Origin of the sequence: Deferribacter abyssi, assembly GCF_049472655.1 — a bacterium.
Taxonomy (GTDB): Bacteria; Chrysiogenota; Deferribacteres; order Deferribacterales; family Deferribacteraceae; genus Deferribacter; species Deferribacter abyssi.
On the sequence record NZ_JAQNCS010000009.1, the window covers coordinates 96,616 to 108,109 of the forward strand.

19 protein-coding genes are annotated in these 11,494 nt (G+C 40.4%); all 19 read right to left on the reverse strand.

Annotated features, from left to right (window positions below; all coding sequences use genetic code 11):
- Positions 1-7: 7 nt before the first annotated feature.
- Complete coding sequence (locus tag OWK30_RS06690) at positions 8-1,951, reverse strand: hypothetical protein (RefSeq protein WP_423324819.1); 1,944 nt, start codon at positions 1,949-1,951, stop codon at positions 8-10.
- Entirely contained in the window at positions 1,941-2,210 is a 270-nt protein-coding gene (locus OWK30_RS06695; protein WP_423324821.1) for a hypothetical protein, read from the reverse strand. Before OWK30_RS06695 ends, OWK30_RS06690 begins: the two co-directional genes overlap by 11 nt.
- Positions 2,173-2,394: a hypothetical protein gene (locus tag OWK30_RS06700; protein ID WP_423324823.1), complete on the reverse strand. Its 222-nt coding sequence runs from the start codon at positions 2,392-2,394 to the stop codon at positions 2,173-2,175. The genes OWK30_RS06695 and OWK30_RS06700 overlap by 38 nt, the downstream gene beginning before the upstream one ends.
- Before the next feature lie 65 nt (positions 2,395-2,459).
- Positions 2,460-2,759: a hypothetical protein gene (locus OWK30_RS06705; RefSeq protein ID WP_423324825.1), complete on the reverse strand. Its 300-nt coding sequence runs from the start codon at positions 2,757-2,759 to the stop codon at positions 2,460-2,462.
- Positions 2,760-2,784: 25 nt separating this feature from the next.
- Positions 2,785-3,294: a hypothetical protein gene (locus tag OWK30_RS06710; RefSeq protein WP_423324827.1), complete on the reverse strand. Its 510-nt coding sequence runs from the start codon at positions 3,292-3,294 to the stop codon at positions 2,785-2,787.
- Positions 3,295-3,303: 9 nt separating this feature from the next.
- A complete protein-coding gene (locus OWK30_RS06715; RefSeq protein ID WP_423324829.1) occupies positions 3,304-3,711 on the reverse strand; it encodes a hypothetical protein in 408 nt (135 codons plus the stop codon).
- Positions 3,711-4,004: a head-tail joining protein gene (locus tag OWK30_RS06720; protein ID WP_423324831.1), complete on the reverse strand. Its 294-nt coding sequence runs from the start codon at positions 4,002-4,004 to the stop codon at positions 3,711-3,713. The genes OWK30_RS06715 and OWK30_RS06720 overlap by 1 nt, the downstream gene beginning before the upstream one ends.
- Before the next feature lie 4 nt (positions 4,005-4,008).
- Positions 4,009-4,506, reverse strand: coding sequence for a hypothetical protein (locus tag OWK30_RS06725; protein WP_423324833.1), 498 nt, complete (start codon positions 4,504-4,506; stop codon positions 4,009-4,011).
- A gap of 1 nt (position 4,507) precedes the next feature.
- Complete coding sequence (locus OWK30_RS06730; RefSeq protein ID WP_423324835.1) at positions 4,508-4,936, reverse strand: glycoside hydrolase family protein; 429 nt, start codon at positions 4,934-4,936, stop codon at positions 4,508-4,510.
- Positions 4,933-5,289 (reverse strand): hypothetical protein, encoded by a 357-nt coding sequence (locus OWK30_RS06735; RefSeq protein ID WP_423324837.1) that lies wholly within the window; start codon positions 5,287-5,289, stop codon positions 4,933-4,935. The genes OWK30_RS06730 and OWK30_RS06735 overlap by 4 nt, the downstream gene beginning before the upstream one ends.
- Before the next feature lie 49 nt (positions 5,290-5,338).
- Positions 5,339-5,671 (reverse strand): DUF2190 family protein, encoded by a 333-nt coding sequence (locus tag OWK30_RS06740; protein WP_423324839.1) that lies wholly within the window; start codon positions 5,669-5,671, stop codon positions 5,339-5,341.
- Positions 5,672-5,685: 14 nt separating this feature from the next.
- A complete protein-coding gene (locus OWK30_RS06745; RefSeq protein WP_423324841.1) occupies positions 5,686-7,677 on the reverse strand; it encodes a prohead protease/major capsid protein fusion protein in 1,992 nt (663 codons plus the stop codon).
- A gap of 3 nt (positions 7,678-7,680) precedes the next feature.
- Positions 7,681-9,144 (reverse strand): phage portal protein, encoded by a 1,464-nt coding sequence (locus OWK30_RS06750; RefSeq protein ID WP_423324843.1) that lies wholly within the window; start codon positions 9,142-9,144, stop codon positions 7,681-7,683.
- Complete coding sequence (locus tag OWK30_RS06755) at positions 9,138-9,260, reverse strand: hypothetical protein (RefSeq protein WP_423324845.1); 123 nt, start codon at positions 9,258-9,260, stop codon at positions 9,138-9,140. Before OWK30_RS06755 ends, OWK30_RS06750 begins: the two co-directional genes overlap by 7 nt.
- Positions 9,261-9,513: 253 nt before the next feature.
- Entirely contained in the window at positions 9,514-9,903 is a 390-nt protein-coding gene (locus tag OWK30_RS06760) for a HEPN domain-containing protein (RefSeq protein ID WP_423324847.1), read from the reverse strand.
- Positions 9,904-9,909: 6 nt separating this feature from the next.
- Positions 9,910-10,239 (reverse strand): hypothetical protein, encoded by a 330-nt coding sequence (locus OWK30_RS06765; protein WP_423324849.1) that lies wholly within the window; start codon positions 10,237-10,239, stop codon positions 9,910-9,912.
- Positions 10,240-10,242: 3 nt separating this feature from the next.
- A complete protein-coding gene (locus OWK30_RS06770; protein ID WP_423324851.1) occupies positions 10,243-10,566 on the reverse strand; it encodes a hypothetical protein in 324 nt (107 codons plus the stop codon).
- Positions 10,567-10,631: 65 nt separating this feature from the next.
- Positions 10,632-10,823 (reverse strand): hypothetical protein, encoded by a 192-nt coding sequence (locus tag OWK30_RS06775; protein WP_423324853.1) that lies wholly within the window; start codon positions 10,821-10,823, stop codon positions 10,632-10,634.
- 10 nt (positions 10,824-10,833) lie between these two features.
- On the reverse strand, positions 10,834-11,494 hold a 661-nt coding region (locus OWK30_RS06780), incomplete at its 5' end, for a phage antirepressor KilAC domain-containing protein (RefSeq protein WP_423324855.1).

Sequence of the window (11,494 nt, forward strand, 5' to 3'; positions counted from 1 at the left end):
TTTCCCCTTATGTGTAGGTTAAGATTGTTTTTCGGATCTGGCCGTTTGCAGCTATATCACCGGAAACAACTTCAATAATTGTCTGTTTCAGCCTCGGCAAAGCTTTTAAAACACTTTCCTCATCACCGCCGTTTATCGTGACATTCATCACCACAGAAGGCCTGCCAGCCTGTTTTAAATACTCCTTCAAATCCCTGTTCGTCTTGCTGTCGATTACCCTTTCCCCTTTTTGCAAAAACCATGTTCCGTCTTCCGGAATATAATCAAGCCCGCTGTGGGCCATTGCAGTAAGTCCGGATCCTGCCACAAAGCTTCCCATCACAGCTGCACCTTTTAAAGCCACCATCGCTTTTGATGAATGCTCAGCAGCCCTTGAAGTATCTATAAAAGACATCACTCCCTGATATGCAGCTTCCATGAGAAGCATAGCTGTTTTCTGTGCAGCATATATCTGCAGCTCTTTTACCAGACCGCTTACAAGCTCCTTGAAGGAAAACTTCCCTTCCGTAGCAAATTTGGCCATTGTTTCTGAAAGAACAAAGCCTATATTCTCAAATGCGCCTTTCAAAAGATCCGCCTGCATTTTGGCCACAGGCGAAAGTTCCATCAGACTTTTCTTAATATCATCTACCCGCTCTTTAGCCTTTATGAGACCTTCTAACTTCTTATCATCCCCAAACTTCTCCAATGCAGCCAGCCCTTCCATATAAGCCTTGTCAAACTCTTCATCACTTAACAAAGGTTCATCCATCTTTCGCAGAATCGATTTTGCCCTTTTAGCCGCATTTATTCTGCCAAGCAGATGAGCATCGGCCTTTCTTGCCAAATACTCCTCATACCATTTGTCTATCTTTTTTAATTCTTTTTCGTCCGGAATATATACATCTTGCTGATTAGCAGGAGATTTCATTGAAATCTGCTTTTTACGCTCCATATCGGCATAAATCGCCTGCACTCTGTTTTTTGCATCAGCCAAATGAGTAATTAGGTCGGTAGTATCAGTCTTTATCTGGTAAACAATATCTCTGTATTCTTCCTCGAGTTTCCCTAATTTTTCACGCATCATCTCAAGAGTAGCTGGAGTATATGCCATGCTGTAACCATCTTTTAAATCATCTTCAGCCTGTTTGATAAGTTGTTGCATTTCAGCTATTTTTTCTTCTAAATATTTTCTTTTAAACTCCAAATTTTCCGTTCCAAATTTATAATTTACCCAATCAATTACAGCTATTGCTCCCTCTGCTAAAATCTCTTTGGCTGTCTGTTTAAAATCTTTCCAGTAAGTGCTGATTCTTTCTATTTTATCTGCTGCAGATGCAGAAGCATCACTGAAAGTATCCATCTTCTCTTTCATCTGCTTTATAGCTTCCGCCACAATAACCGCTTTTTTCTCTGCTTCGCTCAGCTCTCTTCCCCATTCCGCAGTTTTTTGCTTTATGATTTCCGTCTGATCAATAATAATTCCGGCATCATCCAGCATCAGGGTCGAGCCACGAGTCAAACCTGTCATAATTGTATTTGCAAGCTGGTCAAAACTTTTACCGGTTTGAGACGCATAACGCCTTAAATATTCAAGCGTTGTAATAAAATCATCAAAACGCATATTGTTAATAAGTGCCTGGTTGGCCAACATCATCGCTTTTATTTCGGTCATAGTTCCATTCGTGGCTTTTCTGATTTTGGCCATCATATATTCAGTGCTTAAACCGATATTTTGAGCCTGCTTTTTAAACGCCCTTTCAATATCAAGACCTGCAGCTCCCTCACTGACAAGATCAACAGCTCTTCCCAATGCGTCAAAACCGGTTTTCATCAACTGGATGTAATTGTTAACTTTAATAACAGTCAAAGACACCGTATCAAGCTGGGAACACAGCCTTTTTAAAGCCTGAACAGCCTTATATTCCTCAGCAGAAACCTGTATTTTTATTTCGCCAATATTACCAGCCATATTTCACCTTGAATTGATAATTTATGTGACCTATAATATTAGTATGGAAGGTTTGATAATTCTTATCATGGTGGTAGCGCTGATACCTTTTGCAATTAAAACCGCCAAAGGTTTTAACAATATTTTCGAAGCATTTTTTTACTACTTCTGCGGCTTTCTCATGATATCCACTGTCATCGGATACTTCTTTCTGCTCTATGACGCTTTCCATGACAATATTTTTAATTTGAAAACAGCATCTTAAGCCTTGCCAAGCCATCTTTATCAAGCTCCTCTCCCCTCTCTTCAAACCCTAAAAATTTTATCTGCTCTTTAATATATTCAGGCTCTTCACCAAACAGCGCCCCTATAGCAGAAACAAATGTATTAAAATTCCTCACGGTTTCTTCCGCTTTCAATTTTGCAACCTGTTTTGCAATCTCCGAAAAAGTCCACAGTGGCATCTCCAGTATCTCTTTCAGGCTAAGTCCGGTGTAATGCATCACCTCAACAATCAGCCTGCCAAAATCTAACTCCTCATCATTTCCATTTTTTTTTCCAGCTCTTCCGGATCAAATCCGCGCATCACCAGATAAATGGCCACCAACTGAGATTCATCAAGACTGTCAATCACATTTTCAGGAATATTACTGTGAGAAAGCACCAAATTCCTCATCTTTTTCATCCTCTCATTATCTGGCATCTGCACTCCTGAAACATCCAAATCTTTAGCAAACTGTCCAACACTAATTCCTCTCACCTCATACTCTTTGCCACCTATTAACACCTTCGCACTGTTTCTAAATTTTTCTACATTCAAAACTTTCATATCATCTCCCCCATATTCATACCACTTACGCCGTCGTAGTGGTATCACCAAACGTTACAAAACCGTTTGTGCCTTTCAACGCCTTAAAAGTCACCTCATACACCCTTACATTGTCCTTTTCATAGGCAAACTCGATTTTCGGTATAGGCACAGCATGATGAACCGTAATCTGGTCATTGGCATCACCGCCCCGAGGAATGATTTTCAGCTCTTTGGCCAAATCAAGCAGATTAACCCCGCTTGCTCCTGCTATTTCAAGTTTCATCTTTGTAGAATCCGTTGCATCTACCACTAAAGTTGCACCAGGGATAAGCTTTGCAAGAAGCTGCAAATTATACTGCTCAATAGGTACGGTTACTTCAAAATTCTGCTTGGTAACTACTTCACCAATAGGAGCATCTTCCTGGTCTGCTGTAATTTCAACCGTCTCAACGGAATAGCTCACCCTCGTTCCACCTTTTGTATAGCCAATATCCTGGCCATCAAAAGACACATCGCAATATCCCATTTTTACTTCTGCTGCATTCTTAGCCATTTCCCCCTCCTAAATTGCAAACTCTGCTGTTTTATAAAAAACCGTAATATCTATACCTGCCACGCCTATGAGGCGCTCATGCTGCTCAATATCAAACTCATCACCATCCAGCCTGATATAATCAGCCAGACCGCCCAGAGTCTGATCCTCTCCCAGAGCCTGATAAATTGCCGCCACATTATCTCTTAATTTTCGATGCACATCCGTGCCTACGTCATACAGAGTCAATCTCAAGCTCAAACTGTTGAAAGATAATCCATTTGAGCTTTCATTATCATAACTACAGGACACATCCCTGATATCCAGATACGGACAGTCTTCTTCTGTAATCTTTCTTGTGGTCCAGATTCCTGTCTTTATATTCAAACTCTCTATTTTCGCTCTCAAAGCGTCAATAATATTTTCTCTGACAGTCATCAAAATTCCCTCGTCAGATATAGATTTACAGGCCCCATAAACTCCTGAGTCACCATTAAGACCTGGTAATCCACTCCATTTATCGTGATAATATCTCCAGCAGCGATTCCCTCAACATCCGCAGGATAACAGTCCGCTTTGGCCGAACAGCCGATAAAGTCTCCTGACAGAGTCTCAATACCGGAAAGATTATCTTCAAACAGCACCTTGATCTCAGTACCGTTATAAACGGCATCGGTGCTGAAATCACCGTAAATCATGAATTTCAAATCTTTATCGAAGATTTCGTTCATATTATCACCTTACCATTTGAGAAAGTTTTTCATCTTTAAGTCTGCTGCCTTTTGAACTCCCGAAAAAATAGGCGTAAACATCTCCGACTATTTTTGACAAAGCACCCAACATCACAAGCAAAACATCTCTTGCTATGCCACCAGGAATCTCTTTTAGAAAAAGCATGTATATGACACCGAAAAATCCAAACACAGCAACAAAAGCCAGAACATCCTGCGTCCAATCATTTTTTCCTGCCTTTGCAAGCTCAACTTCTCTCTGTCTTGCACTTTTCCTGTCCTCTATGGCAAGCTTTTGCATTTCAATTTCAAAACTGTTTTCAAGTTCTTTAAGTTTTGAAATATCCTCAGGTTTCAATTCTTCCACATCTTTAACAGTGCTCAGATCTATTCCAGTCTTCTCTTTTACAAATTCTATTACTTTATCTTTACCATCATCCAGCAAAGACTTGCTAATTTTCACTATTCCATTTGCTATCAAACCAGCTATCACAGGCAACATATCACACCCCTAACTCATCATAGTCTTGCCCTGTCTCCATCATAATGGAAAGCCTGACAGCCCTTCTTTTCACCTGCATCGCCCATCTGCTATCCAGCATCTCATCAGAAGCCTTTTTGAAATCACCTTCCTTCAAAGCAGCAATCATCCTCTTAAAAGTCAGAAACTTTGGCAAACCAAGATTAAAATCCATGTCGATCAAAACTTTTTTACGAACACCATCAAGCTTATTAAACCATTCAAACTGTTTCAGTTCATTTTCAACTTTGGCAATATCATTTCTCAGCAGATACAAAGCTTCATCTTCGCTTATCCCAACATCATCCAGATTTCTACCGACACCAATAGTCAGCTTACCTTTTACCGAATCCCTGTATGGTTTCAACCTTAGTCTCTCATGTAAAATTAATTGCTCTTCAATCGTTTTCATTGTCTCAACACCCATGAAATAAATCCTAAAGCTGCTGCAAAAATTGTTATCCAAACAGCCCAGAGCCTGTTTTTCAAATCCTTCATATCGCTTTCCAGTTTTTTAGTCCTTTCCAGATGCGCCCCGCACACTCTTACTCCTGTCTCATCCATCTCCCTAAGTCTATTAAAAGCTATATCCACATCCTTTTTCAGCTCCAAAATCTGCTCTTCAAACCTTGCAAGTCTTTCACTCACATCAGCAAGAGTCTCCAATGTCTTTGCCATCATTTTTATCTCTTGTTGCATAGCAACATGAGACCTCACAAGCTCATCCATCTTCTTTTCAATCCGGCTAAATCTCTCTTCTGTCATCACCCACCCTCTGAAAAAATTAAAGGGGAAGCCCCCCTCCCCCTCATTTTTAAGCGTTGATTTTTGCAATACCGGTTGTAGCCGTATCTGCGGCAGCTTCTACTGCAAAGCCAAATTTTGCATTCGTTCCAGTTCCATCACTCACAGTAACCACTTTATTGGTATTATCCCAGTAAAGCTGTTGACCCACTACCCACGCTTCGCCTGTTGCCTTTGGCACTTCCCACACACCCACAACAGCCACAGCTCCCACTTTTCCGGCAGCAATATCGGTCATAGCAATTCCAAACCTGTCATTCATCTTGATTACATCACCTGATTTCACATCCGCACTCGGCGTAAAATTGATAATATCTCCACTTTGAACCTTGTTCTTAGCCACGGTTTACCTCCTTATTAAGCTTTCTTCACCAAAGCTCTGTAATCTACAGCCTTGGCACCACATTCGATTCTTACCTTGTATTCGATACCGTCCACGCTCCATCCCTGTTTACTCTCCAGATACGGAGTCTGAATCCCGTTTAAGAAAAATACGGTTACAGTCTTTCCTTTAGGCCCGGCCAGGTAAAATGCAGTTTCCGAATCATCATCGAGCCTTGCATCATAAATCCTTTCAAAATAATTTCCGGCATAAGGATTAACCTTGTTTGGATTAGCTTGAGTGCCTTCAAACTGAGAATTAAAGAACTGCTCTGCTGTTCCTTCCAGAGATACAGGTGCAATGAAATATCTCGGTCTGATATTCAGCCTGCGCTTTCCGGAAACATCTTTTTGCTTTTTCATCAAAGCAATGGCGCTTGCAATGGTAGAAACATCCACACTTCCAGTTGTAAGAATGTTTTTATGAGCAGCATCAAAAATAGGTTTACCATCCCCCATAACAGAGTTTGCAATAAGCACAGCATAAACCACATCCCCAATCTTCCTGGCAGCAGCCTCTCCCATTGCCCTTGGAATATCAGTCAGAGCCTGCAGATCATCGTTGATTATAGCTTCTCTGGTAATGGCAAAAAGCTTTCCATATTTTGCAATTTGATACTGCTCAAATGTTTCTTCTCGTTTTCCATGCTTGTATTCACCGGATTCTGGAATTTCATCCAGGTCATCAATTTCACCAGGTCTTACAAGCGTATGAATCTTAAAATCGCTCACAGAGCCGACACCGCACCACTTCTGCCATGTTTCTTCAGCCTCTTCATAACCTTTAAGCAAAGACTTATTTGCACTGTCGCTCAAAATTATAGGAAAATCAGAAGTTGTCAAAGCTCTGCCCACCATCTCCATCACATTACCGGGTATCCTTTCCCCTCTGATTCTAAGAGCTTCTCTTGCCAGCTCTCTCAAGCTATATCCCATCAGCTCATCAGCACCTGCAGCAGGCTTTTCAGGTGCAAGACCTGCTCTCATCAAAAGGGAATCTGTCGCAGCACTGCGAAATTTATCCCTTTCATCAGTCAATACAGATGCCCTAAAAGAAGGATATGTCTCTTCTCTTTTCATGATCTGCTCCATAATCATTTTTCTTGCCTCATCCACATTCACTCCATCATCTATAAGCTTTCTTTCAAACTGCTCATCCATACCGAGCTTTTCACACATAGCCCTGATTTCATTTACTCTTTCCCTCTCAGCTCTTCTTGCTTCCTCTTCAATTCTCTTTCTCTGCTCTTCATTCAGATCCACAACTTTCCTCTCACCATTAGTAGCCTTTTTCTCCTCTTTCTTTTCGTCACCTTCTTTGACTCCCAGCTTATCCATAAACGCCCTTGCTTCATCATCGCTCGCATTTTCAGGCAGCCCCTTTGCTACCAGAAATTTCCTCAATTCATCAGAAATTTTCATCTTTTCCCCCTCCTTTATTTCTTCTCTTACTTTTGCAAATTCATCTGCACCAATAGGTACGACAGAAACTTCTCTGAGCACCCAATCGGTCACAACTTTCACAGGTCCTTCAAATGTCCTGCCGTTTATTACCTGACTCTCACCTTCAGGTATCCAGACTGCCTTATTCACTCTATATCCGGCCGATACATCGGTGAGATGCCCTTCCTTAACCTTTGTAAACACATCATCAGCCAAAGACGAAAACACGCTTCTGCCTAAAACCTTATCCCCTTCTATCCGTAAATTACGGACAGAGCCTATCACCGTAGAAGTGTCATACTTGCTGTGAGTATCAAGCAGCGGCACCTGTCCGTTATCAGGTAGTTTCAATCCATCCATCAACAAAATTTCATCCACCACTTCAAACCTTTCCCAATCAAATACAGGCACCGGCGCCTCGGTAGCCACCACCACATCGACACTTCTTTCCTCTTCGTTCAGGCTTGCTGGCTTGCCGTTTGCCACCTCAAAGACAGCAGTCCTGTAATTCATTTTTTCCTTCATCAATCACCCTCCATACGCATAGATTAGAGCTGGATCGCCCTTCTCCTCATCGGTCAAAATAGCAGGATTATTCGCCAAAGCTGTGCTCACGTCTTCCATAGTAAGCCCCCGCTCCTCAAGCATCCGCATAAATTCGGCAAATTCATCTAAAACCACTTCAGGGTCTCTACCCCTGCTCTTTATGATTTCTATTGGAGATTTCAACTTGGCTTTTACCTGGTCGATATCCGCCTTTCCTTCGCGCAAAGGATCAATTGACTCAATGCCTGGCGGCAGCCAGCTTGCTTTCAAATACTTCAATCTATTTTGAAAATAATCCGGAATATTCAACTTACCGCTCATCACTGCAAAATCCATAAATTTTGCATAAATCTTCCTGCAAAACTGCCTTTCCATCCTGCGCTGCATAGGTTTGAACCCTTTGATGATGTCGTTTCTAATACCTCTCAAATTGGAGTAATTTATCCCCTCATAATCCCCGGTTAAAAGCTCATAACTGACACCCACAGTGATGGCCACAGTGCGCAGGATAAACTTTACAAAAGGATTAAAAGCATTCGCCGTTCTGTTTGACGCTGCAAATTTTATTTCTTCTCCAGGACGCAAATATTCGATTATGGCATTTTCAAGTTCATCTATTCTTTCGTAAGAATCACCGTAAATAGTGGTAGCCTGCCTGATTCCTGGATTTGGTGACACCACAAAAGCAAGCCATTTTGAAGCTAATTTTGCAGCATCAATCTCTGCCGAGATATAATCATCCAAATCATGAGCCAGCAAAATAGCAGGAGTAAAAATACTCATCCCCCTGATCTGGTCAGAATCAATCACCTCAAAACCGTGAATCATATTCTCAGCAGGTATCCTGACAGTCTTTCCCCACCCGTCAGGATCCGTAAAATGATACGCCACAGCCCTGCCTGTTGCAGGGTCATACTCTATCCCCATATCTATTCTGTTTTTTCCTTGAGGCTTTGCTCCAAGACTTGTGAGCCATTTGGAATCCATCAACTGAATAGCAAAAGGTAAAAATCTGTTTTTATCGTTTACTTTTCTGAAAATCACAAAGAATTCGCCGTTTTCCACGTCCTGCCTTTTGGCAAGCTGCTGCATCTCATAAAAATCCTGCAGGCCTCTAATATCGGCCTCATCACTCCAGAAGTTAAAAGCATCTTCGATTTTTTGATTCAACACCCTGTCCAGCTTGTTATCAGGCCCTTTTACCCTTGCTTGTAATTTCAAACCAACCCCAACTGTAAAATCCACAATATTTCTCACAGCCCTTGCAAAATAAGGGAAATCCCTCACAAGCTGCTTTATTCTCGAAGTCACCATCTGGTGAGAGCTTCTGATAAGGTCGTTTATATTCGGATTTACAGGAATCCAGTCGCCTGTGGAGTTTGTCACCTTTGCAGCTGCATAGCTTCTCTTATACTGCCTGCCTATTTTACACCCAAAACTCACCATCTCCCCCTGCCATTCTTTGCAATTACACGAGGTGAAGCCTTACCTTCTTCCATATCAGCCATGTAGGAAACATAATCGAGAGCAGCCTGAAACTCGGCAAAGGACTTATACCGCATCCTGCGGCCGCCTATGGTATATTCTTCCACCGTCCATTTACCGTCTGCCAGGTCATCAAGCATTTTTTTGCGGAGTTCCGCCCAATTTGTAAAACTCATACCTATAATATATCCATAGATTTTATCTATAATGCTGTATGAGGACGTATAAGGACGTATGAGGAGCTATGAGGAGAAAAAAGGTATTGACAGACTGCTAAAACATCGTTTGAAACTTATAATTATAAATTTTATTTATAAAATAGAAATCAAATCAATATCTCTGAATCTGCTTTATTAAACTATGACATTTTTCAGCGTGAGATATTGCCTTGTCTAAGTCTTCTTTGTTCAACTTTTCATCTTCATAATCAGCATTTACTCTCAATCTTCTTAAAGTTTCAAATATGTGTGGTAAACTCCGTACCTTTCTTTGTTCCCTACCTAACATCTTTAAAATTTTAACTATTTCATCATGAGAACCTTTAAACTCACTCATAAAATCATAAAAATCAAATCTTTTAATTTTATCACGTGCAGGCCTGAAAACGGAATAATAAGCCCTACTAATCCCGGTTCGAATAAAATGCTGCTCTTCAACCCATTGTGAGTTATTTTTTATTGTTTTTGAAACTTCAAGAAACTTATAAAAATCAAAACTCATATACCATTAAACTGTCGTTATAAATATTTTTTCAACCAACGGAAAAGGCTGTTCGTAAATATAATCATAAACATCATCAAGTTTATCATAAACATCAACATCAGCATCTTTTAAAATAAAATAAAATTTCCCACCCTCAACTTTAAACTCCACCTCACCATCAAAAACACTCTTAATTTTATCTTCAATAATTTTCAAAGTCTTCTTTATTCTTTTATTCAAATAGATATCGCTTGCTTTATTACTATCAATGTATTGAGGTGTTGTTTGACTAATACGCTTCAACACAACAGGCGGTTTTCTAATATAACTCTCAACATACTCTACATGAGCCATATTCTACTCCTTGTCTTTAAAGATCTTTCCTTCCACTACATCCAATATAAACTGTGCAATCTCTTTAGCTTTATCAGGAGTCATAAGCAATTCTATTTCAACCCGTCTTTCACCATCAAACTCTTGTTTGTTTATTTTACTTTCCTCTACTAAACCAGTTTTTTCATCCACTTCAAGCTCTACACTCTCCGGCAATGTTAAATCCTCATAATAAAACTTTAATGTAACTAATCCATTCAAATTTAAACCGCCATAAGCACCATTTACAAATTTCTGAGTAAAATCTTTAGTTTTTATATATTTTACTTTTACTTTCTTTGTTTCCATATCAATTCCTAATTCTTTCTTTTATTATTTATATCGACCAATTTTCTTAAAAGTCAATAGAATTTTCACTCCTCCAGAGCATCTCTCACCACCTCTGCCACCTCGCTTAATACCATCACCACGCCCTCGTAAGCCATCTTCAGCTGTCTGTCACTCGTTTGCACTGCCACCCCTTCCATCAGCTCTACAACCATACAAAGTTTCCTCAATGCCACATTCAACCTGTCCACCATTTCCAAATCTTTTACAGCACTCACAGCCCACCCCTTACTTTGTTACCTTTGCAATGTCGATTTTTTCCGTCTCTTTTAGCATTTTAAAAAGCCCCAGGATATATTCCTGTCCCTTTGGTGTAATAAGCGGCTGTAGGTAGATTTTTTCACCTTTATCGCCCATTTTTATCACTTTCTCAATTACCGTAAACCTGCCCAGATCCACATGCTTTTGATAAGGCAGATTATTTGGCATCAACAATCCATATTCTTTCAGTTTTTGAAAAAGTTTTCTTGGTCCATAGCCAATCACCTTTGCAAACTGAGCAATAGTCAAGTTTGTATCCTGAGCCATCAAAATATCATAATTTTCTGCCTTTGGCCTAAGTCTCTGCACCTCAGCCTTTAATTCCTTGATCCGCCTATCTGCCACCAGCACCGCCTTTGCCAGCAGCACATCTTCCGGTTGATTCTCAACCTGCCCGATTTCGTATTTCCCTGTCTTTCTGATACTCGGTAAAACTTCCGAAGTTACCCATTTACGAAACTTTTTAGCATTCGGTTTGTTACTCCGCAAAATCAAAGCATATAAACCAGACTCATTAATCAACCAAACCTTTCTATGTTGACCTGATACGTAAATTTTACGGGTCAGCTTTTCATCATCTTCGAGTTTTCTTAAAGCAACTTCAGTATCTCTATAACCTAATATCTCA

What these genes read in the sequence shown, in the direction of transcription:
- OWK30_RS06690 (WP_423324819.1), bottom strand. Translation starts at nt 1,951, where the DNA reads ATGGCTGGTAATATTGGCGAAATAAAAATACAGGTTTCTGCTGAGGAA.
- OWK30_RS06695 (WP_423324821.1), bottom strand. Translation starts at nt 2,210, where the DNA reads ATGGCTTGGCAAGGCTTAAGATGCTGTTTTCAAATTAAAAATATTGTC.
- OWK30_RS06700 (WP_423324823.1), bottom strand. Translation starts at nt 2,394, where the DNA reads ATGCCACTGTGGACTTTTTCGGAGATTGCAAAACAGGTTGCAAAATTG.
- OWK30_RS06705 (WP_423324825.1), bottom strand. Translation starts at nt 2,759, where the DNA reads ATGAAAGTTTTGAATGTAGAAAAATTTAGAAACAGTGCGAAGGTGTTA.
- OWK30_RS06710 (WP_423324827.1), bottom strand. Translation starts at nt 3,294, where the DNA reads ATGGCTAAGAATGCAGCAGAAGTAAAAATGGGATATTGCGATGTGTCT.
- OWK30_RS06715 (WP_423324829.1), bottom strand. Translation starts at nt 3,711, where the DNA reads ATGACTGTCAGAGAAAATATTATTGACGCTTTGAGAGCGAAAATAGAG.
- OWK30_RS06720 (WP_423324831.1), bottom strand. Translation starts at nt 4,004, where the DNA reads ATGAACGAAATCTTCGATAAAGATTTGAAATTCATGATTTACGGTGAT.
- OWK30_RS06725 (WP_423324833.1), bottom strand. Translation starts at nt 4,506, where the DNA reads ATGTTGCCTGTGATAGCTGGTTTGATAGCAAATGGAATAGTGAAAATT.
- OWK30_RS06730 (WP_423324835.1), bottom strand. Translation starts at nt 4,936, where the DNA reads ATGAAAACGATTGAAGAGCAATTAATTTTACATGAGAGACTAAGGTTG.
- OWK30_RS06735 (WP_423324837.1), bottom strand. Translation starts at nt 5,289, where the DNA reads ATGACAGAAGAGAGATTTAGCCGGATTGAAAAGAAGATGGATGAGCTT.
- OWK30_RS06745 (WP_423324841.1), bottom strand. Translation starts at nt 7,677, where the DNA reads ATGAAGGAAAAAATGAATTACAGGACTGCTGTCTTTGAGGTGGCAAAC.
- OWK30_RS06750 (WP_423324843.1), bottom strand. Translation starts at nt 9,144, where the DNA reads ATGGTGAGTTTTGGGTGTAAAATAGGCAGGCAGTATAAGAGAAGCTAT.
- OWK30_RS06755 (WP_423324845.1), bottom strand. Translation starts at nt 9,260, where the DNA reads ATGCGGTATAAGTCCTTTGCCGAGTTTCAGGCTGCTCTCGATTATGTT.
- OWK30_RS06760 (WP_423324847.1), bottom strand. Translation starts at nt 9,903, where the DNA reads ATGAGTTTTGATTTTTATAAGTTTCTTGAAGTTTCAAAAACAATAAAA.
- OWK30_RS06765 (WP_423324849.1), bottom strand. Translation starts at nt 10,239, where the DNA reads ATGGCTCATGTAGAGTATGTTGAGAGTTATATTAGAAAACCGCCTGTT.
- OWK30_RS06770 (WP_423324851.1), bottom strand. Translation starts at nt 10,566, where the DNA reads ATGGAAACAAAGAAAGTAAAAGTAAAATATATAAAAACTAAAGATTTT.